This is a genomic window from Amycolatopsis sp. NPDC051371, from assembly GCF_040682155.1.
Classification (GTDB): Bacteria; Actinomycetota; Actinomycetes; order Mycobacteriales; family Pseudonocardiaceae; genus Amycolatopsis.
In genome coordinates this window covers 34192-59222 of the sequence record NZ_JBFBAG010000062.1, presented here as the reverse complement: position 1 = coordinate 59222, position 25031 = coordinate 34192, and the positions used below count along the sequence as shown (strand labels likewise).

At 71.1% G+C, this 25031-nt stretch carries 23 protein-coding genes; 12 read left to right on the top strand and 11 right to left on the bottom strand.

The window, feature by feature from the left end:
- Nucleotides 1–65: 65 nt before the first annotated feature.
- From AB0M59_RS46895 to AB0M59_RS46885, 3 genes are all read right to left on the bottom strand, one after another.
- On the bottom strand, nucleotides 66–977 hold the full coding sequence (locus tag AB0M59_RS46895; RefSeq protein ID WP_364628665.1) for a helix-turn-helix transcriptional regulator: 912 nt from the start codon (nucleotides 975–977) through the stop codon (nucleotides 66–68).
- Between the two features lie 58 nt (nucleotides 978–1035).
- Nucleotides 1036–1839 carry an SDR family oxidoreductase gene (locus AB0M59_RS46890; protein WP_364628662.1) on the bottom strand — a complete coding sequence of 268 codons (804 nt, stop codon included), beginning with the start codon at nucleotides 1837–1839 and terminating at the stop codon, nucleotides 1036–1038.
- Nucleotides 1840–2443: 604 nt separating this feature from the next.
- The gene (locus tag AB0M59_RS46885; protein WP_364628660.1) at nucleotides 2444–3664 is read right to left on the bottom strand and encodes a cytochrome P450; all 1221 of its coding nucleotides are present in this window, start codon (nucleotides 3662–3664) and stop codon (nucleotides 2444–2446) included.
- 59 nt (nucleotides 3665–3723) lie between these two features.
- Between AB0M59_RS46885 and AB0M59_RS46880 the strand changes: the two genes are divergently transcribed.
- From AB0M59_RS46880 to AB0M59_RS46860, 5 genes are all read left to right on the top strand, one after another.
- Nucleotides 3724–4356 carry a TetR family transcriptional regulator gene (locus tag AB0M59_RS46880; protein ID WP_364628657.1) on the top strand — a complete coding sequence of 211 codons (633 nt, stop codon included), beginning with the start codon at nucleotides 3724–3726 and terminating at the stop codon, nucleotides 4354–4356.
- A gap of 193 nt (nucleotides 4357–4549) precedes the next feature.
- On the top strand, nucleotides 4550–5710 hold the full coding sequence (locus AB0M59_RS46875) for a thioester domain-containing protein (protein WP_364628655.1): 1161 nt from the start codon (nucleotides 4550–4552) through the stop codon (nucleotides 5708–5710).
- A gap of 160 nt (nucleotides 5711–5870) precedes the next feature.
- Nucleotides 5871–6752: an AraC family transcriptional regulator gene (locus tag AB0M59_RS46870; RefSeq protein WP_364628652.1), complete on the top strand. Its 882-nt coding sequence runs from the start codon at nucleotides 5871–5873 to the stop codon at nucleotides 6750–6752.
- Between the two features lie 78 nt (nucleotides 6753–6830).
- On the top strand, nucleotides 6831–7628 hold the full coding sequence (locus AB0M59_RS46865; RefSeq protein ID WP_364628649.1) for a carbohydrate-binding protein: 798 nt from the start codon (nucleotides 6831–6833) through the stop codon (nucleotides 7626–7628).
- An 84-nt stretch (nucleotides 7629–7712) separates the two neighbouring features.
- Nucleotides 7713–8477 (top strand): alpha/beta fold hydrolase, encoded by a 765-nt coding sequence (locus AB0M59_RS46860; protein ID WP_364628646.1) that lies wholly within the window; start codon nucleotides 7713–7715, stop codon nucleotides 8475–8477.
- Here AB0M59_RS46860 and AB0M59_RS46855 read toward each other — a convergent pair.
- The 3 genes from AB0M59_RS46855 to AB0M59_RS46845 form a co-directional block, all read right to left on the bottom strand.
- Nucleotides 8468–9487, bottom strand: a complete 1020-nt coding sequence (locus AB0M59_RS46855) for a chitinase (RefSeq protein ID WP_364628670.1) — start codon at nucleotides 9485–9487, stop codon at nucleotides 8468–8470. The two genes, AB0M59_RS46860 and AB0M59_RS46855, sit on opposite strands and share 10 nt — an antisense overlap.
- Nucleotides 9488–9757: 270 nt before the next feature.
- Complete coding sequence (locus AB0M59_RS46850; protein ID WP_364628643.1) at nucleotides 9758–10408, bottom strand: methyltransferase domain-containing protein; 651 nt, start codon at nucleotides 10406–10408, stop codon at nucleotides 9758–9760.
- Nucleotides 10409–10453: 45 nt separating this feature from the next.
- Nucleotides 10454–10630: a zf-HC2 domain-containing protein gene (locus AB0M59_RS46845; RefSeq protein ID WP_364628641.1), complete on the bottom strand. Its 177-nt coding sequence runs from the start codon at nucleotides 10628–10630 to the stop codon at nucleotides 10454–10456.
- 318 nt (nucleotides 10631–10948) lie between these two features.
- On the opposite strand from AB0M59_RS46845, the gene AB0M59_RS46840 reads away from it, so the two are divergent.
- Entirely contained in the window at nucleotides 10949–11197 is a 249-nt protein-coding gene (locus tag AB0M59_RS46840; RefSeq protein WP_364628638.1) for a hypothetical protein, read from the top strand.
- A gap of 28 nt (nucleotides 11198–11225) precedes the next feature.
- Here the strand turns inward: AB0M59_RS46840 and AB0M59_RS46835 are convergent, their stop codons facing one another.
- Complete coding sequence (locus tag AB0M59_RS46835) at nucleotides 11226–12173, bottom strand: AsnC family transcriptional regulator (RefSeq protein ID WP_364628635.1); 948 nt, start codon at nucleotides 12171–12173, stop codon at nucleotides 11226–11228.
- 111 nt (nucleotides 12174–12284) lie between these two features.
- Between AB0M59_RS46835 and AB0M59_RS46830 the strand changes: the two genes are divergently transcribed.
- Nucleotides 12285–13589 (top strand): MFS transporter, encoded by a 1305-nt coding sequence (locus AB0M59_RS46830; protein ID WP_364628632.1) that lies wholly within the window; start codon nucleotides 12285–12287, stop codon nucleotides 13587–13589.
- Here AB0M59_RS46830 and AB0M59_RS46825 read toward each other — a convergent pair.
- From AB0M59_RS46825 to AB0M59_RS46815, 3 genes are read right to left on the bottom strand one after another with little or no spacing between them, the layout of a single operon-like run.
- Complete coding sequence (locus AB0M59_RS46825) at nucleotides 13567–13974, bottom strand: hypothetical protein (protein ID WP_364628629.1); 408 nt, start codon at nucleotides 13972–13974, stop codon at nucleotides 13567–13569. The genes AB0M59_RS46830 and AB0M59_RS46825 overlap by 23 nt on opposite strands.
- 44 nt (nucleotides 13975–14018) lie before the next feature.
- On the bottom strand, nucleotides 14019–14888 hold the full coding sequence (locus tag AB0M59_RS46820; RefSeq protein ID WP_364628626.1) for an oxidoreductase: 870 nt from the start codon (nucleotides 14886–14888) through the stop codon (nucleotides 14019–14021).
- Between the two features lie 46 nt (nucleotides 14889–14934).
- Nucleotides 14935–16116 (bottom strand): glycoside hydrolase family 3 N-terminal domain-containing protein, encoded by a 1182-nt coding sequence (locus AB0M59_RS46815; protein ID WP_364628624.1) that lies wholly within the window; start codon nucleotides 16114–16116, stop codon nucleotides 14935–14937.
- 149 nt (nucleotides 16117–16265) lie between these two features.
- Between AB0M59_RS46815 and AB0M59_RS46810 the strand changes: the two genes are divergently transcribed.
- The 5 genes from AB0M59_RS46810 to AB0M59_RS46790 are packed head-to-tail and all read left to right on the top strand — an operon-like array spanning nucleotide 16266 to nucleotide 21239.
- On the top strand, nucleotides 16266–16844 hold the full coding sequence (locus AB0M59_RS46810) for a LuxR C-terminal-related transcriptional regulator (RefSeq protein WP_364628621.1): 579 nt from the start codon (nucleotides 16266–16268) through the stop codon (nucleotides 16842–16844).
- 9 nt (nucleotides 16845–16853) lie between these two features.
- Nucleotides 16854–18110, top strand: a complete 1257-nt coding sequence (locus AB0M59_RS46805; protein WP_364628618.1) for an extracellular solute-binding protein — start codon at nucleotides 16854–16856, stop codon at nucleotides 18108–18110.
- A gap of 5 nt (nucleotides 18111–18115) precedes the next feature.
- Nucleotides 18116–19021 carry a sugar ABC transporter permease gene (locus AB0M59_RS46800; RefSeq protein ID WP_364628616.1) on the top strand — a complete coding sequence of 302 codons (906 nt, stop codon included), beginning with the start codon at nucleotides 18116–18118 and terminating at the stop codon, nucleotides 19019–19021.
- A complete protein-coding gene (locus AB0M59_RS46795; RefSeq protein ID WP_364628613.1) occupies nucleotides 19018–19833 on the top strand; it encodes a carbohydrate ABC transporter permease in 816 nt (271 codons plus the stop codon). Before AB0M59_RS46800 ends, AB0M59_RS46795 begins: the two co-directional genes overlap by 4 nt.
- The gene (locus tag AB0M59_RS46790) at nucleotides 19830–21239 is read left to right on the top strand and encodes a GH1 family beta-glucosidase (RefSeq protein WP_364628611.1); all 1410 of its coding nucleotides are present in this window, start codon (nucleotides 19830–19832) and stop codon (nucleotides 21237–21239) included. The genes AB0M59_RS46795 and AB0M59_RS46790 overlap by 4 nt, the downstream gene beginning before the upstream one ends.
- Here AB0M59_RS46790 and AB0M59_RS46785 read toward each other — a convergent pair.
- Nucleotides 21195–24821: a BTAD domain-containing putative transcriptional regulator gene (locus AB0M59_RS46785; protein WP_364628608.1), complete on the bottom strand. Its 3627-nt coding sequence runs from the start codon at nucleotides 24819–24821 to the stop codon at nucleotides 21195–21197. The genes AB0M59_RS46790 and AB0M59_RS46785 overlap by 45 nt on opposite strands.
- Nucleotides 24822–25031: the final 210 nt, after the last annotated feature.

Sequence of the window (25031 nt, the reverse complement as noted above, 5' to 3'; positions counted from 1 at the left end):
GCAACCGCCACTGCCACCCGAGGCGTCACTTCGCCGTCAACTCCAAGATCCGCCGACCGGATTACCTACCTAACGTTGCTTGATGCGGCACTAGTTGCTTGAATCTCGGTCGCCGGCCTCTCCTGGCCGGCCACCCACGACGCCAATAGGGCCAGACCGTCCGCGGCCGCCGTGCCGGCGGGTGCGGTGTAGACGTTCAGGAGCAGGCCGGGTTCGGCAGGCAGCTCCATCGACTCGACGTCCAGGTCGAGCCGGCCCACTACCGGATGGTGCACACGCTTGCGTCCGGACCGGTGGAGCCGAACGTCCTGAGATGCCCACCGCTGCCGAAATAGTTCACTGCGTGTCGACAGTTCACCGACTAAAGCGATCAGCTCCTCGTCGTGCGGATTGCGGCCGGCTTCCATGCGCAGCTTCGCGGCCACATCACAGGCGATTCGGTCATAGTCGACGAAGAACGTTTTCGCCGCTTCGGGATCCAGATACACGAACCGCGCGGTGTTCGCCGGCCGTCGCGGGTCGGCCAGCATCGGTGAATACAGCGCGCGGGCAAGTTGATTCATGGCCAGGACGTCATAACGGCCGTTGCAGGTCCAAGCCGGCGCATCGGTGATGGCGTCGAGCACCTGCTGAAGCGCCGGACGCACCGTCACGGCGGGCCGCCGGCGGCGTGGACCGCTGGGCGCCCTGGACTGCCGCGCAAGGTGGAACAGGTGATCGCGCTCGGCCTCGTCGAGTTGCAAGGCAGAGGCCAACGCGTCGAGCACCCCGTCGGAGGCGCCGGCGAGGCTGCCGCGCTCCATACGCACGTAGTAGTCGACCGATACCCCTGCCAGTAGAGCTACCTCTTCGCGACGCAGACCTTTGACCCGGCGGTTGCCGCCGTAGGCGGGCAGTCCGGCCCGCTCGGGCGTGATCCGCGCGCGACGGGAGCTCAGGAATTCCTTGATCTCGGTGCGCAGATCGATCGTGGCCACCTCGTCACCGTAGGCCCTGTCCGCAGGCGAAGGGAGGTCCTGCTGGTACCCCCGACGGCTAGGTACCCGATGCGGTCGTGGCGATGCCGCCGTCGACCGGGATGATGGTGCCCGTGAGGTAAGCCCCGGCCCGGCCGGCGAGGAACACGGCGATGCCTGCCATGTCGTCGTCGCGGCCGAGCCGGCGCAGAGGGGCCTTCGCCGCGATCGTGTCGCCGATGGCATCGAGCGTGGACGCCATCATCTGCGACGGGAACGGTCCGGGGGCTACCGCGTTCACCGTGACGTGCTGGGGGCCCAGTTCCCTGGCCAGCACCCGGGTGAGTTGGTGGAGTCCCGCTTTGCTGCCGGCGTACGAGTAGTTAGGCGACTCGGCGACGTGGATGGCGGCGATACTGCCGATGTTGATGATCCGCGCGGGATCATCGGCGGTGCCCGCCCTGCGAAGTGCGGGGAGCAGCGCCTGCACCAGCCAGAACGGCGCCTTGAGGTTGAGGTCGATCACTGTGTCCCAGGCCTCGTCCGGGAACGTCTCCAGCGGCTCGCGCCACATCGCTCCCGCGTTGTTGACGAGGATGTCCAGGCGTTCCGAGTCGGCCTTGACAAGATCAGCGAGACGCAGACACTCGTCGTGCCTGGACAGGTCGGCGGGGAATGCTTGAACGTCGCCGAATTCGGACAGTAGATGCTGTGCCTCCGCGCACGTATCCGCCTTGCGTGAGCTGACAATGACGCGGGCGCCCGCCTGCAGAAGGCCACGCGCGATCATCATCCCAATGCCCTTGGTGCCGCCAGTGACAAGTGCGTACTTCCCACTCAAATCGAAAAGGTCTGCGTGAGTGGTGAACTGGTTGTCCGCCATGGGTTTTCGTCCCTTTATCGAGAAAGCATTTGCTGACTCGAACAGGTTGACAGGCGTCCTGGACGTCTGGGAGATCCTGGTGAGACAGGTACTGTGAGAGCCACCCTTGCCTGATGCGCTGCCACAATCCCCTCCTGCGCAGTCTTTTTCTTGATTGCTTTTCGCCGTAGGCCGTGGGACCGGGATATTGCCCGCCGCAGACGGGACAGTGCACCAGGGTGGCTTCGGCCGGGGACGGTGAAGGTGGTGTCGCAGCGGCGCCAGGTCCCTGGTTTCCGGCGGGTGCAGCGGAAGCGCCTGCAGGAGCCGGCAAAGCTCGGTTGCGAGAGGGTCCTTGGCTCGGACGAGGCGCGAACCTCGAACCCCAAGCGCTGGAGCACCTTGACGACGGTTTCCGGCCGCCCGAGAAATCGGCGGCCGCGAGAGGCTTCTTGCCGTCCAGGTATCCGTGCGCGACGCCGACGATTGCTTTCGAGTCGTACCCCGGCCTTCATGGATCAGCAGGTACGCGCGCGCCGGCCCGAACCCGTGGTCGTCCAAGAAGTCCTCGGGTCCGAGCCGGTCGTGCTCATCGAGGGCCGCAAGGATGGATTCGCGGGTGACCTCAGCCGCGCACCGTCACCGGGAACTTCGACGGGCCGCGCAGGTTGATCCGCCCGTTCCACTCCAGCTCGCCCGCGAACCCCAACCCCGGGAACCGCTGCACCAGCCGGCTCACCGCGACCTGGCCCTCCAGTCGAGCCAGCGCCGCTCCGAGACAGTGGTGCGGACCCGCCCCGAACGACACCTGGTGGCGGGCGTTCGGCCGGTCCAGTCGCAACTCCGAAGCGTCCGGGCCGAAGAACCTCTCGTCGCGGTTGGCCGAACCCAAGCACGCCAGCACGAACGTGCCGGCCGGGATCTCGCGACCCGCCACCTCGTACGGGGACGTCGTGATCCGGCGGGTCTGCTGGACCGGGGAGTCGTAGCGCAGGAACTCCTCCACCGCGTTCGCCGCGAGATCCGGCTGGTCTCGCAGCAACGCCAGCTGCGACGGATTGCGCAGCAACGCGTTGATGCCGTTCGCTATCAGGTTGACCGTCGTCTCGTGGCCGGCCACGTACAGCAGCACCACCTGGGCCACCAGCTCGTCGCCGTCGAGGACCTGGCCGTCGTGCTCGGCCTGGATCAACGCCGTCAGCAGGTCGTCTGCCGGGTTTTCGCGCTTCCACGCGATCACTTCGCGGGTGATCGCGCTCAGCTCGGCGTCCGCCGCCATGATCGCGCGGGCCGTTTCCTCGTCGGCGACGATCTCCAGTGAGCGCACCAGGGTCCCGCTCAGCTCGCGGATGCGGGAATGGTCCGTCGGCGGCATGCCCAGCATCTCGGAGATCACCGCGAACGGGAGCGGGAACGCCAGCTCCTCGACCAGGTCCGTGTCGCCCTTCTCGGCCATGCGGTCCAGCGCGGAGTCCACGAGACCCACGATCTTCGGCTCCAGCGCGGCGATCGCGCGGCGGGTGAACACCTTCGTCACCAGCGAGCGCAGCCGCGTGTGGTCGGGCGGGTCGCGGTCGAGCATCGAGAGGTTGAGCGCTCCCGGATCGGCGTCCGGGGTGAGCGCGGCGGCCTGGTCGAGCAGCGGCCCGGGCGCCAGGTTCCCGACCTCCACCGAGAGCCCGGCCTTCAGCAGCGCCGAGACGTCGTCGTAGCGCGAGACGAACCAGAACCCCAGCGGGTGCTCCTGCACCGGGTCCTCGTCGCGCAGCTTCTTGTACTGCTCGTACGGGTTTTCGAAGAAGCCGGGCGCGAACGGGTTGAACAGCAGATCGTCGACGTCGGTCATGACTACCCCCACATGCACTGTGTCGGTGACATGCACAGTGTATGTCCTATGCTTTGCGCATGTCGACCGTCAAGAGCCGGCGGGAGCAGTACTCCGAGGCCACCCGGGCCGCCCTGCTGGCGGCGGCCACCCGCCGGTTCGCCGAGCACGGCTTCACCGGCACGGCCCTGGAGGACATCGCCGGCGACATCCAGGCCACGCGCGGCGCGATCTACCACCACTTCGCGAACAAGACGGCGTTGTTCGAGGCGGTTTTCGAGCAGCTCGAGACCGAGGCGATGGAGCTGTCGGCGGCCGCGGCGGCGCAGGCGGCGGACCCCTGGCACGCGGCGTTCGCGGCCCTCGACGTGTTCCTCGACCGCTGCTGCGACCCGGTGTACGGCAAGCTCGTCTGGCAGGAGGCGCCGCTCGCCCTCGGCTGGCTGCGCTGGCAGGCGGCCGAGGAGCAGTACGCCTACGGGCTCGTCGAGCAGCTGATCAAGGCCCTGGTGGAGGGCGGCGACATCGACGACCAGCCATTGGAAACCACGACGCGGCTGGTGTTCGGCATGCTCGGCACGGCCGGGATGGCGCTGGCCGAGGCGTCCGATGTGGACAAGCCCCGGCTCAAGGCGGAGTACGCCGCCGTCATCGGGAAGATGGCGTCGGGGTTGCGGCCAGGTGGACGCCCGGCCGCGGTGACGGAATTGTGACCTGTCCGATTTACGGCGACCGTTTTATGCGGTTTCTCGGCCCTTTCGAGTTAATGGGGACACCGCGCGTAGCGCTTGTTGGGTCCGTGTAAGCTCCGGTTTCGCTTGACCGGGTGATCGCTCACCCGAATCAGTGGCCGCCGATCGGGGCACGCGGCCCTGCCGTCGCGGTTCGGGCTCGGATAGGAGATTTATGCAGGTCAGGTCCACTCTCGTGCGTGGCGGGATCGCGGCTCTCGCCGCGGCCGCCGCCGTCATGATCGGTTCGCCGGCCGCCCTCGCCGACGACGGTGCCGCCCGCGGCCGCGTCGTCGCGGACGACCACGGCAACGCCAAGGCCACCGTCGGCTACCGGCTCAACCTCGGCAAGGGCGGCGACTACATCGCCGAACTGTTCGAGATGAAGCTGTCCAACGGCAGCACGCTGAAGCTCTACTGCGTGCAGATCACCGTCGGCCTGCGCACCGACGTCGACATGGTCGAGCGTCCGTGGAGCAAGTACCCGGCCGCGAACTCGCCGTTCGAGAAGAACAACACCAAGATCAACTGGGTGCTGCACAACGGCTATCCGGGCACCGGCCTCGACGCGCTGGGCAAGGCGCTGAAGAAGGCCGGCGTCGAGGTCCACGACGGCGTCTCCGAGCGCGAGGCCATCGCCGCGACGCAGGCCGCCGTGTGGCACTTCAGCGACGGCGTGAACCTGGACGCCACCAAGCCGCTGGCCGAGGAGAACTCGGCCGACGCCAACGCCGACGTCGCCGCGCTCTACGCCTACTTCACCGGTGACCAGAACAAGGGTATCGGCGAGCAGCCGAAGCCGACGCTGAACATCGCCGCGGACAAGACCGAGGGCACGGCCGGTGGCAAGATCGGCCCGTACAGCGTCGCCACCAGCGGGGACATCACCTCGCTGACCAGCCAGCTGCCCGCGGGCGTCAAGATCACCGACGCCGACGGCAAGGAGCTGAAGGGCACCGACGTCAAGGACGGCAGCAAGCTGTACGTCGACGTCCCGGCGGGCACCACGCCGGGCAAGGGCGCCTTCACCCTCAAGGCCACCGGCGAGCTGGACACCGGCCGCCTGTTCGTCTCCGAGAACTACGCGAAGAAGCCGGCGCAGTCGCTGATCGTCGCCGACTCGGAGAAGACCGAGGTGACCGCGAACGCGGCCGCCAGCTGGACCGAGGCCGGTGCCCCGACCACCGCGCCGAGCACCCCGGCCGGCTCGACCGGCGGTGGCGGCGAGCTCGCCAACACCGGTGTCGACGCCGCGGTTCCGTTCACCGTCGGCGGCCTGCTGCTCGGCGGCGGCGCGCTGATGCTGCTGGTGAACCGGCGTCGTAGCCGCGCGTAAGCACTAGTCAGTACTGAGAACGGGGCCGGTCCACAGTGGACCGGCCCCGTTTTCGTGCGTCCGGAGACCCGACCATCGGATTGCGATCATCGGGGCAAAAGCGACGAACTGTACCTTCATTGGTCTAGACTTTTCGCCCGGACGGCGAAGGGACGACGTCATGCGCGGTACGACCGTTCCGCCCGGGACGCCCTGCCCGCCACCGCGGGCGGGGGAGCTGCCGATGCACCGGCTGGAGGTGCCGGCCCCGCCCGCGCCGCCGTTCGCGGTCGGCACGTTCGACGAGGTCGGGCCGCTCTCGCGCGCGGAGTTCCCCCACCGGCACACCTTCCACGAGCTCGTCCACGTCACCGGCGGCACCGGCGCGCACGTCGTGGATTTGACGCGCCGGCCGCTGCGTCCGCCGCACTTCGGCGTCATCACGCCGGGGCAGGTGCACCAGTGGGCCGGCGTGCGCGGCCTGACCGGCCACGTCGTCTTGTTCACCGACGACTTCCTCCTCGACCACCCGGCCGATCGCGAGCTGCTGCGGCGGCTCAGCGAACAGCCGTGGCTGGAGCTGGACGCGCGCGCCGACGCGGCCGTCACGCGGCTGATCGCGGATCTCGTGGAGGAGCACCGCCGCGGGGAAGAGTCGGTGCTGCGGGCGCTGGTGCACGTCCTGGTCGTGCGCGCCGGGAGGCTGCTGGGCACGCCGCCGCCCGCGCCCGCCGGAGCGGTGGCGGCGGAGTTCGCCCGGCTTGCCGGCCGCCCCGACCTCGGGCTGTGGTCGGTGTCCGCGCACGCCGAACGCATCGGGGTGACGCCGGGGCACCTCACCGAGGCCGTGAAGGCCGCGACCGGCCGCACCGCCGCGCAGCTGCTGCGCGAGGCGCGGACCCGGGAGGCCCAGCGGTTCCTGCTCCGGACGGACCTCACCGTGCGCCAGGTCGCGACCCGCGTCGGGTTCGCCGACCCGGCCTACTTCTGCCGGTTCTTCCGCCGGGAAACCGGGCTGAGCCCCGGTGACTTCCGCCGCGGCGGGGAGAAGCACCACAACTGACCGGGCCAGTCCATCGTCGCCGGCCCGGTGCGCTGCCTACGTTCGAGGGGATTCCCGACGCCCCCACGAGGAGCAGGCATGGACGAAGACAGCAAGCTCAGCCGCAAGACGGTGCTGCGCGCCGCACTGGCCGCGGGCGTCGCCGCGCCGGTCGCCCTGATCGGCGGGCCGGCGCTCGCCCGCACGACCGCCGTCCCGGAGCTGACACCGTCGTGCCACGACGACGACGATCCGACGCCGGCCCAGACCGAAGGCCCCTACTTCAAGCCGAACTCGCCGGAACGGACCGACCTCGTCACGCCCGGCACGCAGGGCACGCGCCTGACGGTGTCCGGTCACGTCTTCGGGCTCGCCTGCCTGCCGGTGAACCGCGCGCTGCTGGACTTCTGGCAGGCGGACGTCAACGGCGCGTACGACAACACCGGCTACACCTTCCGCGGCCACCAGTACACCGACGCCCAGGGCGCGTTCCGGCTCTCGACGATCGTGCCCGGCCTCTACCCCGGCCGCACCCGGCACATCCACGTCAAGGTCCAGGCGCCCGGCCGGCCGAGCCTGACCACCCAGCTCTACTTCCCGGACGAGCCGCGCAACAACACCGACACGATCTTCGACGCGCGGCTGCTGATGACCGTGCGGGACAACGGCTCCGCGAAGGAAGCCGCGTTCGACTTCGTGCTGAACGTCCCGCAGAACCCGACGTCGACCCCGCCGACCTCCACCTCGCCCGGGGGCACCACCTGGACGGCGGGCACCGGCTACGCGGCGGGCGCCCGGGTCGCCTACGGCGGCCGGGGATACGTCTGCCTGCAGGGCCACACCGCCCAGCCGGGCTGGGAACCCCCGGCCGTCCCGGCGCTGTGGCGGGCCGAGTGATCCCCTGAGGTGGACGCCGGGGCCCGCAGGCTTCCGCACGATAGGCGTCGAGCCGGTCCGGGCCGGCCTGGGAGATTCGTCGGCATGACGGATTCTCGAACCCCGTGGCTCCGGCGCTTCCACCCGGCCGCGCCCGGCGCGCCGCGGCTCGTGTGCTTCCCGCACGCCGGCGGGGCGGCGAGCTACTACCACCCGCTCTCGGCCACGCTGGCCCCCGCGGTCGACGTGCTGGCCGTGCAGTACCCGGGCCGGCAGGACCGCCACGCCGAACCGATGGTGGACGACCTGTTCGTGCTCGCCGACCGGCTGGCGGACGTGCTCGCCGCCGAGGTCGCCGGGCCGACGGCGTTCTTCGGGCACAGCATGGGCGCCAGCCTGGCCTTCGAGGTCGCGCGACGGCTCGGACCCGGACTGCTCGGCCTGTTCGTGTCCGGGCGCCGCGCACCGTCGGAGTTCCGTGAAGGGCCGGTCCCCGAGCGGAGTGACGACGAGCTGCTCGCCGACGTCCGGCGGATCGGCGGGACCGATCCCCGGGTGCTGGCGCACCCCGAGCTCCTCCGCTTGGTGCTGCCGGTGCTGCGCAACGACTACAAGGCCGCGCAGAGCTACCACTACCGGCCGGGGCCCGACGTCGGCTGCCCGGTCTTCGCGCTGTTCGGCGACAGCGACCCGAGGGTCACGGAGGCGGAAGCGCGGCAGTGGGCGGCGCACACGTCCGGGTTCTTCGAGCTGAAGTCGTTCCCGGGCGGTCACTTCTACCTGAACGACCACCTCGAGGAGGTGGGCGGCCTGCTCCGCGAGCGGCTCACCCGGTCGACGGATGAGCCGCTCGCGTCAGGTCAGCAGTAGAGGTTGGCGCCGGGGTCGACGCCGAGGACGGAGCTGATCTGGCGGTACTTCGAGACCCGGCTCTCGACCTGGGCGGGGTTGCCGCCGTTGCACTCGATCGAGCCGTTGATGCTGCGGATGGTCTCGCCGAACCCGCGGCCGTTGACGATCGCGTTGTGCGGGGTCATCGTGCCGGGGCCGGTCTGGGTGTTCCAGTACCAGAGGCCGGTCTTCCACGCGACGGCCGCGTTCTGCTCGACCTGCCAGGGGTTGCCGAGCAGGTCGATGCCGAGGGCGTCACCCGCGGCCTTGTAGTTGAAGTTCCAGCTGAGCTGGATCGGGCCGCGGCCGTAGTACGCGGCTTGGCCGGCCGGGCAGCCGTAGGGCTGGCCGTAGTCGCAGTAGTGCGGGTAGTTGGCCGTGTTCTGCTCGACGATGTAGACCAGCCCGCCGGTTTCGTGGTTGACGTTCGCGAGGAACGCCGCCGCTTCCTGCTTCTTGACCGTGTCGCTGCCGGTGGTGGCGAAGCCGGGGTAGGCTGACAGGGCAGCGGTCAGGCCGCTGTAGGTGTAGAAGCTGTTGCGGCCCGGGAAGATCTGGTTGAACTGGGCTTCGCTGACGACGAACGAGCCGGGGTTGCCCGGGTCGGTGCCGCCGCCGCAGGAGTAGGGCTCCCAGTACCAGGTGCTGATGATCGGGTCGTAACCCGGATTCGCGTTCTTGGCGCGGTAGTAGCTGCCGTTGGTGTACTTGACGATCGCACCGACGTCGTACCACTGGCCGGCGACCCAGTTGGGGGCGTTGCAGGTGGTCCCGCCGCCCCCGCCGTCACAGCTGTAGGGCTCCCAGTACCAGGTGCTGATGATCGGGTCGTAACCCGGATTCGCGTTCTTGGCGCGGTAGTAGCTGCCGTTGGTGTACTTGACGACCGCGCCCACGTCGTACCACTGGCCCGCGACCCAGTTGGGCCCGCTGCAGGCGGCAGCCGCGGCCTGCGGGACTTGGCCGGTGGCGGCGGGCACGCCGAGCACGAGTGCGGCGGCGGCGGCGAATGCTGACAGGACCGCGACAAGACGTCTTCTCAAGACTGGCTCACTCCTTCGGCCACGACGGAGTCCGGACGCGGGGGCGCCCGGTGTCGGAGGGGGTGTGCTCATCCGGCCGGAACGAGGGTGACACCGGTCACTAGAGCAGATTGGTCTAGTCCAGTCAAGGATTCTGGTGGTCCGGGCAAGGGGAGTGCGCGAACGACTCCCGAGTTGAACCGTTGGAGGGTGGGTTCCGGCGGCTCCTTGACACCGCTACGCCGCGGACTTTCCGGCCGGTTTCCGCGCCAGCACCCGTCCCTGCGGCACCCGCGCCGCCGGGTCGCGCAGCACCTGCGTCACGACCTCGAACCCGGCGTCCACCACCAGCTCGCACACCCGCTCCACCGGCAGCCAGTAGATGTCCAGCGAAAATCCCTCGTGCCCGTAGCCGTCGGTGCGGTGGTGCCGCCGGTCGCCGACGTGGAACCCGAGCTGCAAGTGACCTCCCGGACGCAGCACCCGGAACAGCTCCGCGCACACCTCGGGCAGCCGCGCCGGCGGCGTGTGGATGATCGAGTACCACGCCACCGCGCCCGCGAGGCCGCCGTCCGGCAGGTCCAGCGCGAGCAGCGATCCCTGGGAAAACCGCAGCTCCGGGTGGTCGCGGCGGGCGACGGCGAGCATCTCCGGCGACAGGTCGATCCCGGCGACGTCGAGGCCCTTCGAAGTCAGGTACGCCGTCACGCGGCCGGTTCCGCAGCCGAGGTCGGCGACCGGGCCGTCGCCGTCCGCGCGGACCAGGTCGGCGAACGCCGTCAGCAACGCGCGGTCCTGCACGTCTTCGTCGATGGGTGGCACGAACCGGTCGTAGCTCTCGGCGACGATCGAGTAGGTGTGGCGGGTGGTGGTCAGGAAGTCGGTCACGGCGCGCACGGTACCGGCGGACACCGACAGTTTCCGCGATCCGTCCTAAGTGGACTCGGCGTGGCCGAGGTGGTCGAGCATCGAGCGGACGGCCTCGAACTCCCGGACCTCCTGCCGGCAGTCCGGGCACGCCGAAAGGTGCCGCTCCACCCGTGCCGTGTCGGCGGCGTCGAGCAACCCCAGGCTGTACGCCCCGAGGTCGGTCCGGTCGTACCGGGCCATGGATCGCGTCTCCGTTTCCGCGTCCCGCGGGGAACGCCCGCACTACCGGACATCTCCAGAGTCCAGACGCGGACGCGGTACCGGCACCGTTCCGCCGTTTTCCACCCGATCGGCCGACAACTTGGGGCGGCGAACAGCCCATGTGAGTGACGGCGGGCCGTCACGGTACTCACCGGTCCGGACACGGAAAGCTTTTCTGCCCCGAATTTCGGCGTTTCGGCGTCATGGCCCGCGGGTGGGCTCGTCGGACCTGCGTCGGACCGGAATTTTCCGGCCTCGACCAGGGCGAAGGCGATCCGAAAGAGGAGAGCGAGAGCGATGACCGTACTCAGCCACCGGGCGGACCACGTCGTCGAAGAAGTCGGGGTGTGGCTGGCCGGGGAGTTCACGGGGCGGCTCCCCGCCGCGGAGATCGACCGCGTCGTCAAGGTGACGCGGCTCGACCTCGAAAGCAGCATCGCGCCGGAGGAGCTCGGGGAGATGCTCCACCGGCTGGGCCGGGCCCGGCTGCAGCGCATCGCGCAGCTCTCACCGGCCGCGAAGCTGAGGATCCCGCAAGCGCGGTGACCCGCAGCTTTCACGTGAAAGCGCGGCTTCAGCGGGACGCGGCCGCTTTGATCGTGCGGAGGACCGGGGCCGTCTCCAGGGTCCGGACGGCGTCGAGCGCCCCGAGTCGTTGAGTCAGGTAGTGGTGGAGGGCCGCCGCGTCCGGGCAGAGCGCGTGCGCGACCAGGTTGGCCGGCCCGGTCGTCGCCGCGACGAGCGCCAGCTCCGGGTGGCCGGCCAGCTCCTGGCCCACCTGGTCGAGGTGCGCCGGGGCGACCGACATCCAGAGCAGCGCGTGGGTCGTCGCACCCAGCGGGGTCGTGTCGACCTCCAGGTCGAAGAACACCGTGCCGCCGGCCTGCAGGTCGGCCAGCCGGCGCGCGACGGTCGCCGCGGACCAGCCGGTCGCCGTCGCCAGCTCGGCCAGGCTCGCCCGGCCGTCGCGCTGCAACGCGGCCATCAGCGCGTCGTCGTCGCCGGTCAGCGGCTTGCCCTCGCCGGAGAACGCGGGCGTCAGCGCCGCGACCTGTGCGGCGTCCAGGAACCGCGCCCGGCCGAGCCACGCCGTCGGGCCGCCGAAGTAGCGGTGCAGCAGCTGGTGCGCCGACACCGCCGTGATGCTCGCGGACCGTGGGATGTCCCGCAGCAGCAGCGAATGGTCGCTCGACGCCGGCGTGGACACGTTCACGCAGATCTCGGTGCCACCCGACACGAGCTTGACCCACGCGGTGTCGGCGCGTCGCGCGAGGGCGAGCGCGACGTCGCGCGCGGTGTTCGGGGTCGCCGTCAGCCGGACCATCCACTCGGCCTGCCCGGCGCGTTGGGGGTCCGGCAAACCGACGACGCGAAGCGACGCTTCGGCGCGTAGCCGGCGATAGCGCCGCGCCACCGTCTGCGTCGAGACGCCGAGGACGTCCCCGATCTTCGTGAACGGCGCCCGGCCGTCGAGGTGCAGCGCGTGGATCAGGGCGCGATCGACGTCGTCCAGCGTGGTCATATCCGTCATCAAAGCGCACGGCGTGGAAGAAATCAGCCAGAGGGCCGCGATGAGTGGAACCAGGGTCCCGGAGCGGTCCAAGGTCGGTGCCGACCGAAAAGGGGGCACCTCTTGCCGACGACGACCCGCTACCGGCACCGCTGGGCCGCACTGGCCGTGCTGCTCACCGCCGAGGCGATGAACCTGCTCGACGCCACGATCGTCCAGGTCGCCGGCCCGGTGATCCACGCCGGCCTGCCCGGGCCGGCGGCCGACATCCCGTGGTTCAGCGCGGCCTACACCCTGCCGTTCGCGGCCCTCCTGATCACCGGCGGCCGGCTCGGGGACGTCTTCGGCCGGGCCAGAGCATTCAAGATCGGCGTGACGGCCTTCGTGCTCGCGTCGCTGGCCTGCGCGGCCGCGCCGGACGCGGGCCTGCTGATCGGCGCCCGTGCGGTGCAGGGCGCGGCGGCGGCGCTGATCATCCCGCAGACCATCGGCCTCATCCGTGCGCTCTTCGACGGCGACGAACTCGCGAAGGCGCTCGGCAGTATCGGCCCGGTGATGGGCCTGTCCGCGGTCACCGGGCCGCTGCTCGGCGGTCTCCTGACGCAGGCGTTGTCGTGGCGGGCGGTGTTCCTGGTGAACGTCCCGCTCGGCCTCGCGGTCCTGCTCGCCGCGCGGTTCCTGCGCGAGGACAAAGCCGCCACGCGCCCGAAGCTCGACGTCGTCGGCACAGTGCTCGTCGTCGCCGGCGCCGGCCTGCTCGTCTACCCACTGATCAGCCCGGCCGGGACGTCGTGGCCGCTGCTCGCGGCCGGCGCCGCGCTGCTCGTCGTGTTCGGGGTCCAGCAGCGCCGCACGGCCGCGCCACTGGTCGAGCCGAGCCTGTTCGCCCACCGCGGGTTCCCAGCCGCGCTCGCCGGGTCGCTGCTGTACTTCGCGGTGATGACCGGGCTGATGCTCCTCGTCCCCCTGCGGCTACAGCTCGGCGACGGCGTCGACGTCCGCACCGCGAGCCTGACGCTGCTGCCGCTCTCGGCCGGGCTCGCGGTGTCGTCCTGGTTCGCCGGGTCCTGGCTGGTGCCGAAGTTCGGCGCGCGCGTGATGTTCGCCGGGTTGGCCTTGCTGCTGATCGGGATCCTCGCCGTCGCGGGCGGGATGACCGCGGCGCTCGCGTTGTGCGGCCTCGGGATGGGAACGTTCACGGTCCCGTTCTTCGCCGCCGCCCTGCACCGCGTCCGGCCGCACGAGACGGGCTCGGCCGCCGGGCTGCTCAACGCCGTGCAGCAGCTCGGCGGCACCCTGGGCGTCGCCCTGCTCGGCGGGCTCTACCTGGCCGACGGGACGGCGACCACGGCGTTCGGCGTCGCCGCCGGGCTGACCGTGGCCGCCGCTCTCGCGGTCATTCCACTCAGTAGTCGTCGCGGCCGGTGAACTGCTGCTCCAGCAGCTCGGCCGCGCCCGCCACGAGCTCGAGGGGATCGATGAACTCGTTGATGTCCAGGTGGATCAGCGGCAGCGAGTGGCGCAGCACGAGGTGGTCGCCCATCACCGCGAGCCCGCCCACGACCGTCGAGTTGCCGACCTCGGTCAGCACCTCGAGGAGGTCGACCTCGTCGTGGCGGGCGAACGGCGTCGCGATCTGGACCCAGTCCTCTTGCTGGTCGAGGATCTCGTGGGCGATCACCATGATCTGGGCCCGCTGCTCGGTGTCGGGCTCGTCGCCGAAGATCAGCCGGATACGGATCTCGTCGGGGTCGTCGCGCACCACCCGGTATTCGTGCCTGATGTAAGCGACCAGATCGCCCCAGTTCGCCACGCAGTCCTCCGCTCTCGTGCCTGATCGGACGCTCAGCGTAGCGATCAGGCGGTGCCGATCCGGTCGAGGTCGGCGAGGACGTCGGCAGGCAGTTCGAGCGAAGCCGCGGCGAGGTTTTCGCGCAGGTGCCCGAGCGACGACGTGCCCGGGATGAGCAGCATCGACGGCGACCGCTGCAGCAGCCAGGCCAGCGCGACCTGCATCGGCGTCGCTTCGAGCCGGGCGGCGCAGTCGTCGAGGATCCCGGACTGCAGCGGGCTGAACCCGCCGAGCGGGAAGTACGGCACGAAGGCGATGCGCTCGGCGGCGCACTTGTCGACGAGAGCGTCGTTTTCGCGGTGCGCGAGGTTGTACTGGTTCTGCACGCAGACGACGGGCGCGATCGCCTTCGCCTCGTCGAGCTGCTCGGCGCTGACGTGGCTGACGCCGAGGTGCCGGATGAGCCCCTGCTGCCGCAGCTCGGCGAGCACGCCGAAGGGTTCGGCGAGCGACATCGGCACGGGGTAGTCGCCGGTGTCGTTGCTCAGCCGCAGGTTCACCACATCGAGCGCGTCGACGCCGAGGTTCCGCAGGTTGTCGTGCACCGCTTGCGTCAGGTCGTCGGCCGACAGCGCGGGCGGCCAGGCCTTGTCGGGAGTGCGCCGCGCGCCGACCTTCGTGACGATCGTCAGCGCGTCCGGGTACGGATGCAGGGCTTCCTTGATCAGCGCGTTCACGGTGTGCGGGCCGTAGTAGTCGCTGGTGTCGAGGTGGGTGACACCGCTTTCGACGGCTTCGCGCAGTACGGCGACGGCCGTGTCGTGGTCGCGCGGCGGCCCCCAGACACCCGGGCCGGCCAGCTGCATGGCGCCGTACCCCATGCGGGTCACGGGGACTTCGCCGCCGAGGGTGAACGTGCCGCCCAGGTTCGCCATGCCGCTCCTCAGGTAAGTGCTGTTCCGTCGAGGAGTCTAGGCAGGCTCAGCCGCAGACGCCCTTCGCACGGAGTACCCGCGTCACCGACTCCTGCACCCGCGTTTTGGGCAGCTCGCCGGACTGGACGGCCTGCTCCAGCCGGTTCAGGACCTCGTCCACCCGGCCCCCGGACGACCACAGCGCCTCGTCCGCCCCGGCCTGCAACGCCTTCAGCACGGCGTCCGGCAGCGAGTACTGCGCAGTGATCGCCTTCATCGCGCCGAGGTCGTCGGTCAGGACCAGGCCGGTGAACCCGAACTCGGTGCGCAGCAGCTTGTAGGCGGCAGGCGAGATCGACGCCGGGACTCCGCCGGTCAGGTCGGGCACGTCGAGGTGGCCGACCATGACCGCGACCGGCCCGTAGTCCGCGAGGTTCCGGTACGGCACCAGGTCCAGCGTCCGCAACTGCGCGAGCGGCGGGGTGACGACCGTGCCCTTGTGCGAGTCGCCCGAGCCGTGGCCGTGGCCCGGGAAGTGCTTCAGCACCGGCTGGACACCCCCGTCGCGCAGGCCCGCCGCGAATGCCGCGGCGTAGGTCTTCACGCGGTTCGGGTCGGGGCTGAACGAGCGGTCGCCGATGACGTCGTCGTCCGGGGCGTCGGTGACGTCGGTGTCCGGCGCGAAGTCGACCGTCACCCCGCGGGCGCGCAGCTGGCGGCCGCGGTCGGCGGCCAGCGCGCGGACCTCGGCGGGGGACTTCGTCGCGGCCATCTGGCGGGCCGACGGGAGCTCGCCGTCGAGGTCGTCGATGCGCTGGACGCGGCCGCCCTCTTCGTCGACCGACACCGCCACCGGCAACTTGGCCGCGCCCTGGACGGCGTCCAGGGAACGATCTTTCAACAACGCTGTTGCGTTACCGCCGATGAAGATCCCGCCGACCTGGTTGGCGCGGACCATGGACACCGTGGTGCCCGGGTTGTCGCCGGACACCCCCACGACGACCAGCTGCGCGACCTGGCTGCGGACGTCGAGGCCGTTGACCAGCGACGCGCAGTCACCGGACCGCGTCAGGCTCGACGTCGGAGCCGGGGAAGCCGGGGCTGCCGTCCGCGAAGAGGACGGGGGAGGAACCGGCGACCGAGGGACCGCCAGCCCGGACACGGTCTCCGATTGACACCCCGTGACCAGGGAACTCACGACAGCGATGCAGAGGGCCACCCCCAAGGCGGCCGGACGTCGGTGGTTCATCGGTCCCTTCACTCGTCGGTGTGCCCCACGACGGTAGTCGACGGCCCGCTTCACGATGTGAAGAAGGGCTGCGCCCCGGTTAGAGAATTCGTGAAGGCGACCTCAGCAGACTGACACCACCAGGACACGGACAGTGGGGAGGGGCCTCGATGGACCAGGTGCGAGTGGCGGCGTGGGCTTCGGACCCGATCGCGCTGACGGGACTGATCAACCACCTGAAGTCCCGGCCGGAGCTGCTGGTCGTGCCGCGCGCCCGTCGTGGCGAGGCGGCCGTGCTCGTGTTCGCCGTCGGGCAGGTCGACCGCGAGGCGATCGCCGCGCTGCGGGCCGCCTCCGCCGAGTCGCCCGCCGCGATCGTGCTGGTCGCGGGGCACGTCGACCCCGGGCACCTGGGGCTGCTCGCCGACTGCCACGTCTCCGCCGTGCTGCCGCGGACCGCGCTCGACCGGCTCACCGACAGCGTGCTGGCCGCCGCCCGGGGGCGCACGACGTCGCTGCGCGACCAGGTCGAGGCACTGGCCCACGAGGGCAGCGCCGCGGCGCTGACGCCGCGCGAGGTGGATGTGCTTCGCCTGATGGCCGAAGGCTGGGACACTGCGGAGATCGCGGGCAAGCTCTGCTACTCGGAGCGGACCGTGAAGAACGTCATCTACGCCATGACCAACCGGCTCAACCTGCGCAACCGGCCGCACGCGGTCGCCTACGCCGTGCGGGCCGGTGTGATCTGAGGAAGCCCGTTGCGCACGATCGTCCGCCGGACCGCCGTCGCGGTCGCCGCGTTGATCCCGCTCGCCGCCTGCAGCCCCACTGACTCCGGCGGCCCGACGAAGCTCACTATCGCCACCTTCGGCGAATTCGGCTACGCGCCCCTGATCGCCGAGTACCAGAAGCTGCACCCGGAGATCACGGTGCAGAACCGCGTCGCCGACTTCGACACCCACCACAAGGGTCTCGCGACGCAGCTCGCCACCGGTCACGGTGCTGCCGACGTCGTCGCGATCGAAGAGCAGTACATCCCGCAGTACCGGAAGGTGAAGGACAAGTTCGTCGACCTCGCCGGTTATGGCGCGCGGGACCTCGAAAAGCAGTGGGCGCCGTGGAAGTGGGCGCAGGGCACGGACGGCGCGTTCGTCCTCGGCCTCGGCACCGACATGGGCAGCCTCGCCCTCTGCTACCGCCGCGACCTGTTCCAGGCCGCGGGCCTGCCGACCGACCGCGACGAGGTCGCGAAGCTGATGCCCGACTGGGACGCCTACGCCGCGACTGCCCAGCGGTTCACCGAAAAGACGCCGGGCGTGAAGTTCGCCGACTCGGCCGGGACCGTCTACACGGCGATGCTCAACCAGTCGCCCGAAAACTACTTCTCGGCGTCCGACGACTCCTTCATCGGCGACCGCAACCCCAGCGTCCACAACGCCTTCACCCTCTCCGGTGGGATCGCGGCGAAGGGGCAGACGGCGGCCGCGACGACGTTCACGCAGGCCTGGAACGTCGCGATCAAGCAGGGTTCCTTCGCGACCGTCGCCTGCCCGGCGTGGATGCTCAGCCAGATCAAGGAAGCCGGCGGCGACGGCAACAAGGGCAAGTGGGACGTCACGACCGTGCCCGGCAAGAGCGGCAACCAGGGCGGCTCCTTCCTGACCGTGCCGAAGCAGAGCGAGCACCCGAAAGAGGCGTACGAACTCGCGCGCTGGCTGACCGCGCCGGAGCAGCAGAAGAAGCTCTTCCTCTCCGACGGCATCCTGCCCAGCGAGCCGTCGGTCTACGCCGACCCGCAGGTCGTCGCGCACACGGACCCCTACTTCGGGGACGCGCCGATCGGGCGGATCTTCGCCGCGTCCGCCGACCGGCTGCGGCCCAACTACCGCGGCCTGCGCGACGCCGACGTCCGGCCGGAGTTCGGCCGCGCGCTCGGGCGGATCGAGGACAAGACCGACGGCGTCGACCAGGCCTGGACGGAAGCCGTCCAGCAGGCGCTGGCCGCCCTGAAGTAGCGCGCGTGCAGCACCGGCTCGCCCGTTTCGACCGCAAGGCAACGCCGTTGCTGTTCGTCGCGCCCTTCTTCGGCCTGTTCGTCGTCTTCGGCGCCTTTCCGCTGCTCTACACGGCGTGGGTGTCGCTGCACGGCTGGAACCTCCTCGAAGGCGACCAGGGCTACCTCGGCCTGGCGAACTACGGCGAGCTGCTCGCCGACCCGAACTTCTGGAACGCACTGGCCAACACCGTCGGCATCTTCGTGCTCGCCGCCGTCCCGGAGTTCCTGCTGGCGCTGGGCATCGCGGCGCTGCTCGACCGCCCGCTGCGCGGCGCGACCTGGTGGCGCACCGGGATCCTGCTGCCCAACGTCGTGTCCGTCGTCGCGATCGGGCTCGTGTTCGGGCAGCTGTTCAGCCGCGACTACGGCGTCGTCAACGAGGTCTTGGGCTGGTTCGGCATCGCGCCGGTGAACTGGCAGGCCGGGACCTGGACGTCGCACCTCGCGGTCGCGTCGATGGTGCTCTGGCGCTGGACCGGCTACAACGCGCTGATCTACCTGGCCGCGATGCAGGCCGTCCCCGGCGACCTCTATGAAGCTGCCGCTCTGGACGGCGCGTCGCGCTGGCGGACGTTCTGGTCGATCACCGTGCCGGGCATCCGGCCCGCGCTGGCCTTCACCGCCATCGCCGGCACGGTCAACGGCCTGCAGCTGTTCGCCGAGCCGCAGCTGTTCGACGCCGGCGGGTCGGGCGGGACCGGTGGCAACGACCGCCAGTTCCAGACGCTCGTGATGTACCTGTACGAGAAGGGGTTCACGCACTTCGACGCCGGTTACGCGGCCGCGCTGACCTGGGTGATGTTCGTGATCTGCGCGGGGTTCGCGCTGGTCAACTACCGGCTGGTCCGCCGGTTCGTGAGGTCGTCGTGAGGCGCCCCGGCGGCTGGGTCTACGCGGTGCTGGTCGGCGTGCTCGGCGCGTCGATCTTCCCGCTGTACTGGTCGTTCGTCGTGTCCACCAGGGACAACGCGGCGATCGGGGAGACGTCGCCGCTCCTGCTGCCGGGCGGGCACCTCGTCGAGAACGTGCGGCGAGTCTTCGACACCGTCGACTTCTGGCTGGCGCTGGGCAACTCACTGATCGTCGCGACCACCGTCATGGTGGCCAACGTCGTGCTGGCGAGCCTGGCCGGGTTCGCCTTCGCGCGGCTGCGGTTCCGCGGGCGCAACACGCTGTTCCTGCTGGTCGTCGGCTCGGCGATGGTGCCGGCGCAACTCGGCGTCATCCCGCTCTACCTGGTGGTCGGCGAGCTCGGCTGGTACGGGCGGCTCGAGGCGGTGATCGTGCCCGGGCTGCTCAGCGCGTTCAGCGTGTTCTGGATGCGCCAGGCGTGCGAGAACGCGATCAGCCCCGAGCTCGTCGACGCGGCGACCGTCGACGGTTGTTCGATCCTGCGCACCTACTGGCACGTGGCGGTGCCCGCGCTGCGCCCGGCGGCCGCGGTGCTGGCGATGCTGACGTTCATGGCCGCGTGGAACGACTACTTCTGGCCGCTGGTGGTACTCGACCCCAACGAAACGCCGACCGTGCAAGTCGCCCTTTCGCAGCTGGCCAGCGGGTACTACACCGACTACGCGCTCATGCTCACCGGCGCGACCGTGGGCGTCCTGCCCGTGATCGCGCTGTTTCTGCTGCTGGGCCGCCACATCGTCCGGGGGATCCTGAAAGGGGCGCCAGTATGACCGGTCTTTCCTTCCCGCCGGGGTTCCTGTGGGGCGCGGCGACCGCGTCCTACCAGGTCGAAGGCGGGATTTCCGAAGGTGGTCGCGGACCGTCCATCTGGGACACTTTCGCGGCCCGGCCGGGTGCCGTGCTCGGCGGCGCGTCGGGCGAGGTCGCCTGCGACCACTACCACCGGTTTCCCGAAGACATCGGCCTGCTGGCGGATCTGGGCCTGGGTGCGTACCGGTTCTCGGTGGCGTGGCCACGGGTGATGCCGGACGGCCGGACGCTGTCGTCCGCGGGCCTGGCTTTCTACGACCGGCTGGTGGACGAGCTGCTGCGCCGCGACGTCGTGCCGGTGCTGACGCTGTACCACTGGGACCTGCCGCAGGCCCTGGAGGACGCGGGCGGCTGGCCCTCGCGCGACACGGCTTACCGGTTCGCGGACTACGCCGCCGTGGTCCACGACGCTTTGGGCGACCGCGTCAACCAGTGGACGACGATCAACGAGCCGTTCTGCGCGGCGTTCCTGGGGTACGGCAGCGGGGTGCACGCGCCGGGCGTCCAGGACTACGACACGGCGCTGGTCGCGGCGCACCACCTGCTGCTGGCGCACGGGCTGGCGACCCGGGCGCTGACTTCGGCGGCGCGGCCTGGGCAGGAGTTCTCGCTGGCGTTGAACTTCGCTCCCGCTTTGCCCGATGGCTCGTCCCCGGCGCACCTGGAAGCGGCGCGGAAGTTCGACGGGATCCACAACCGGTTTTTCCTGGACCCGGTGCTGGGGCGCGGTTACCCGGCGGACGTCGTCGCCGATGTGGCCCACCACGGAGGTCGCTTCGCGGCGTCGGTGCTGGACGGCGACACGGATGTCATCGCGGCGGCGATCGACTGGCTGGGCGTGAACTACTACGCGCCCGCGCGGGTGACGCCCCTCGAGGACCTTTCGGCGCACGGCAACTGCCCGCTGCCGGGATTGCGGGGCTTGGACGTACTGCCGGCGGTCGGCCCGCTGACGGCGTTCGGCTGGGAGCAGGCGCCTTCGGTGTTCACGGACCTGCTCGGCTGGATCTCCGCGCGGTCCGGCGGGTTGCCGATGGTGGTGGCGGAGAACGGTGCGTCCTTTGTGGACAAGGTCGCGTCGGGCCGGGTGCACGACGCGGCCCGGGTGAACTACTTCCTGGAGCACGTCCGCGCGGTGCACGACGCGATTCGGCTGGGTGCGGACGTGCGGGGGTACTTCGCGTGGTCGCTGCTGGACAACTTCGAGTGGGCGATGGGGTATTCGCAACGCTTCGGCCTGGTGCACGTGGACTTCGAGACGCAGGAGCGGACGGTCAAGGACTCGGGGCGGTTCCTGGGCCGGGTCGCCAAGGCCAACGCCCTAGGGCCGCTGCTGCCGGAAAGCGTCGGCGACCCCCGAGCGTGACGGGGTCTCCAGCTTCCCCAAAAGGCGAGTCACGTGGGCCTGCACGGTCCGCCGCGGCAAGGACAGCTCCGCCGCGATGTCCGGATTGGACCGGCCCTCCGCCACCAGGCTCGCGATCCGGACCTCGATCGGCGTCAACGACTCCCAGCCGTGGCCCGGCCGGATCGCGGAGAACAACGCGCCGCGCCGCACGCCGAGCCGCCGCAACCGCGTCTCCGCCCGGCGCAGGTCCCAGCGGGCCCCCAGCGCCGTGTACGTCTCCGCCGCCTCCTCGAACGCCGCGTGCGCCGCGTCCAAGCGGCCCGCGCGGGCCAGCAGCTCCGCCGCGTCTTCGAGCACGGTGGCCAGCTCCGGACGGCGGCCGACCGCGCGGAAGTGCTCCGCCGTCGCCAGCACCGCCGCCGGGTCTTCCTCGATCAGGCCCCGGCACCACGACACCGCCGCGTGCGCCCGCGCCGGCCGTCGCTCCTTCGCCGCCTCCTCCTCGCAGACCTCCAGCGCCCGGCGAGCGCGGACGACGTCGTCCTGCTCCATCGCCAGCCGCACGAACGTCGGGAGCCACTGGTGGCGCAGCATCATCTGCGCGTACGTCGGGTTCAGGATCGGCTCGAGGACAGCCATCGCGCGGGCCCGGTCGCCGCGCTGCTCGGCCGCGAGGGCGTCCGCGACCAGCAGGAAGTCGAAGCTCTCGCGCTCGGCGCCGGTCGCCGGGGCGTACTCCTCCGCCGCGTCGAGGTGGGCCGCCGCCTGCGCGCGGTCGTCGCGGCGGCCCGCGATGAGCGCCGCGACGCCATGCAGCAGCAGCGCCGCCGGGCCGGGCTCGCGCAGGCCGTAGAACGTGATCGCCGGGCCGTCCTCGGTGACCGTGTCCAGCTCGACCAGGGCCTCGTCCCAGCGGCCTTCCCAGTACCGGTGCACCGCGACGGACACCTGCAGCCCCACCGGCATCGAGTGCCGGGCCGCGACGTCGCCGGCCGCGCGCAACGCCGCGTCCGCCTCGGCGAGCCGATCGAGGTTCTGGAGCGTGAACACGCGGTTGTCGAGCAGGTCGAGGTGCAGGTCGGCCAGTTCGTGCTCGTCGCCGACGGCCTCGATCGCCGCGTCGATGTGCGTCAGCGCGGCGTCGTGCTCGCGGCGCACGGACTCCACCAGCCACAACGACTGCAGCGCGTGCGCCGTCAGGTACCGGTCGCCGCCGGCGAACGACTTCGTCTCGTACGCGGCCTCTTCCGCCGTGTCCAAATCGGACAGATCGCCGCGGCGGAAGTTCGCCAGCAGCTGCCGGTGCTTGACCCGCCAGAGCTCCGGCACGGCCGGGTCGTCGGCCGACGCGGCGAGGATCCCCACCGCGCCTTCGGTGTCGCCCCGGCGGTGCCGCAGCGCCGCGAGGACGTGCCGCATCTCCTCGGCCGTGTCCGGGTCGGTGGCCACGTCGAGGGCTTGCTGCGCCAGGGATTCCGGGTTGCGTTCCAGCCGGAACAGCACCTTGACCAGGGCCACGAGCAGCACTTCGCGTCGCGGACCGGCCCCGGCGGCCAGCGCGCGTTCCAGCAGTTCGACGGCGATCAGCGGCGCGCGGTTGGACACGGCCGCGTGGTGCGTGGCGAGCCAGTCCAGCACCCATTCGTCCACAGTGGCCGGTGCCGCCACCAGCTGCTCGGCGACGCGCTTGACCGGCGCACCGATGCCGGCGAGCGCTTCCGCGGCCTGCCGGTGCAGCGCCGCCCGCGTCCCGGCCAGCAGCCGGTCGTAGAGGGCTTGGCGCAGCAGGGGATGCCGGAAGGCGAGCTGCGTCCCGGTGTCGATGAGGACGTTCGCGGCGACGGCTTCTTCCAGCGGTTCCAGCAGGTCCGACGGCCGGGTGCCGAGCACCGCGGCGATGTCCCCGACGGCGAACTCCATGCCCAGCAGCGCGCCCCAGCGCAGCACTTCCTGCGTCCGGGCCGGGAGGAAGTCGAGCCGCCGGTCGACCGCGGCGACCAGCGAGCTCGGCGCTTCGAACTCCGCCGGGTCGTCGACGTCGGCCTCGCCGCCGCTCACCTCGACCGCACCGGCGCGCAGCAGGACGTCGACCATTTCCTTGACGTACAACGGGTTCCCGGCGCCACGAGCGGCCAGTTCGCGCAGCCCGGGCCCGGGTGCGGCGCCGATCTGGTCCTCGATCAGCCTTCCGACGTCTTCGCCGGTCAACGGCGCGAGGTCGAACACCACGCCGTCGCGCGCCTGGACGCCGCGGCGCAGCTGGGCGAGCTCGGCGCGATCCGGCGCCGGCCGCGTCGCGGCCACCAGCAGCAGCGGCAGCTGCCGGGTCGCCGCGCAGAGGCGGTGCCAGACCAGCACGGACGCCTCGTCCGCCCACTGCAGGTCGTCGACCACCAGCACCTGCGGCGAGCGCGCGCACAGCTCGTCGACCAGGGCCAGCAGACGGTCGACGGCGCCGAGCACCGGGTCGGCCGGGCCGAGGCCGCGCCGCACCGGGCCCTCGCCGGCGAGCTCCTTGGCCACCTTCGCGCGCCGCGGGTCGGCCGAATGCGCGTCGATCGCCAGGCACTCCAGCATCACCTGCAGCGGGAAGCGCGTGCTCAGCTCGTCGGCGGCGGCCCAGAGCCGCTGGAACCCGGGGCCGTCCGGCAGGGTGCTGGTGAGCAGCTCGGACTTGCCGATGCCGGCTTCGCCCTCGATCCACACGGCCCGCCCGCGCCCGGCCCGGACGTCGGCGACGAGCTCGGCCAGCCGGGTCGTCTCCGCTTCCCGGCCGAAGAGCCGGTGCCCGGTGGTCTCGACCGGCGCCGCGGGGGCGTCGAGGGCCGGGTCCTGGGCGAGGATCTGCTGGTGGAGGCGCTGCAAGGCCGGTCCGGGCTCGACGCCGAGCTCGCCGACGAGGGTGGCGCGGGCGTCGCGGAAGACGTCGAGGGCGTCGGCGTGCCGGCCGCTGCGGTAGAGGGCGAGCATGAGCGACTCCCGCAGCGACTCCCGCAGCGGGTGCTCGCCGGCCAGCACGGCGAGTTCCGGCGCGAGGTCGAGGTGGCCGCCGAGGGCGAGCAGCGCCTGGGCACGCCGGTCGAGGGTGTTCAGCCGCAGCTCGGCGAGGTATTCGCGGTGCCGCTCGGCGAACCCGCCGGGCACGCCGGAAAGGGCTTCCCCCTGCCAGAGCGCGAGGGCGGCGTCGAGCTCGGTGACGGCCGCCCGGGGATCGCCCTGGTCCAGGTGCTGTTGCGCGCGTTCGCGATGGCGTTCGAAGACAGCGGCGTCCAGCGCGTCCTCGTCGAGCAGCAGCGAGTACCCGGCCGGGTCCGACACGAGCACGCTGGCGGCCGACCACCGCGACCGGTCGGGTTCGAGCGCCCGCCGCAGCCCCGAGACGTAGGTGTGGACGCTGCCTTCGACGCTCGCGGGCGCGGAGTCGCCCCAGACGCCGGCGATCAGTTCGGTCCGCGGGACGGCGCGCCCGGCGTTGACCGCGAGCACGGCGAAGATCGCGCGCTGACGAGCGGGGCCCAGGCCGATCTCGGCCGCCCCGCGCCAGGCCCGCAGGGGGCCGAGCAAGCCCACTCGCAGACCGGTGTCCGCTTCCCCTCGCATGTCCCTGCCGTTTCCCTCGGGGGACGAACCCGCCGGGGGCGGGCCCCCAGGACCCCGGCGGACATCTTCGCTGCCGACTACTCCGGCGAGCTTACTGACGTGGCAAGCCCGGACCGGGTTGCCCGGGGACGGGGCGGGTTACGACTTTGGGAGGGCGGTGCGGGCTCGCCGGTGCCGATCACCTGACCGGTATGCCCCGGCGCCGGAGGT

What these genes read in the sequence shown, in the direction of transcription:
- AB0M59_RS46890 (WP_364628662.1), bottom strand. Translation starts at nt 1,839, where the DNA reads ATGGCGGACAACCAGTTCACCACTCACGCAGACCTTTTCGATTTGAGT.
- AB0M59_RS46885 (WP_364628660.1), bottom strand. Translation starts at nt 3,664, where the DNA reads ATGACCGACGTCGACGATCTGCTGTTCAACCCGTTCGCGCCCGGCTTC.
- AB0M59_RS46880 (WP_364628657.1), top strand. Translation starts at nt 3,724, where the DNA reads ATGTCGACCGTCAAGAGCCGGCGGGAGCAGTACTCCGAGGCCACCCGG.
- AB0M59_RS46875 (WP_364628655.1), top strand. Translation starts at nt 4,550, where the DNA reads ATGCAGGTCAGGTCCACTCTCGTGCGTGGCGGGATCGCGGCTCTCGCC.
- AB0M59_RS46870 (WP_364628652.1), top strand. Translation starts at nt 5,871, where the DNA reads ATGCGCGGTACGACCGTTCCGCCCGGGACGCCCTGCCCGCCACCGCGG.
- AB0M59_RS46865 (WP_364628649.1), top strand. Translation starts at nt 6,831, where the DNA reads ATGGACGAAGACAGCAAGCTCAGCCGCAAGACGGTGCTGCGCGCCGCA.
- AB0M59_RS46860 (WP_364628646.1), top strand. Translation starts at nt 7,713, where the DNA reads ATGACGGATTCTCGAACCCCGTGGCTCCGGCGCTTCCACCCGGCCGCG.
- AB0M59_RS46845 (WP_364628641.1), bottom strand. Translation starts at nt 10,630, where the DNA reads ATGGCCCGGTACGACCGGACCGACCTCGGGGCGTACAGCCTGGGGTTG.
- AB0M59_RS46840 (WP_364628638.1), top strand. Translation starts at nt 10,949, where the DNA reads ATGACCGTACTCAGCCACCGGGCGGACCACGTCGTCGAAGAAGTCGGG.
- AB0M59_RS46835 (WP_364628635.1), bottom strand. Translation starts at nt 12,173, where the DNA reads ATGACCACGCTGGACGACGTCGATCGCGCCCTGATCCACGCGCTGCAC.
- AB0M59_RS46820 (WP_364628626.1), bottom strand. Translation starts at nt 14,888, where the DNA reads ATGGCGAACCTGGGCGGCACGTTCACCCTCGGCGGCGAAGTCCCCGTG.
- AB0M59_RS46815 (WP_364628624.1), bottom strand. Translation starts at nt 16,116, where the DNA reads ATGAACCACCGACGTCCGGCCGCCTTGGGGGTGGCCCTCTGCATCGCT.
- AB0M59_RS46810 (WP_364628621.1), top strand. Translation starts at nt 16,266, where the DNA reads ATGGACCAGGTGCGAGTGGCGGCGTGGGCTTCGGACCCGATCGCGCTG.
- AB0M59_RS46790 (WP_364628611.1), top strand. Translation starts at nt 19,830, where the DNA reads ATGACCGGTCTTTCCTTCCCGCCGGGGTTCCTGTGGGGCGCGGCGACC.
- AB0M59_RS46785 (WP_364628608.1), bottom strand. Translation starts at nt 24,821, where the DNA reads ATGCGAGGGGAAGCGGACACCGGTCTGCGAGTGGGCTTGCTCGGCCCC.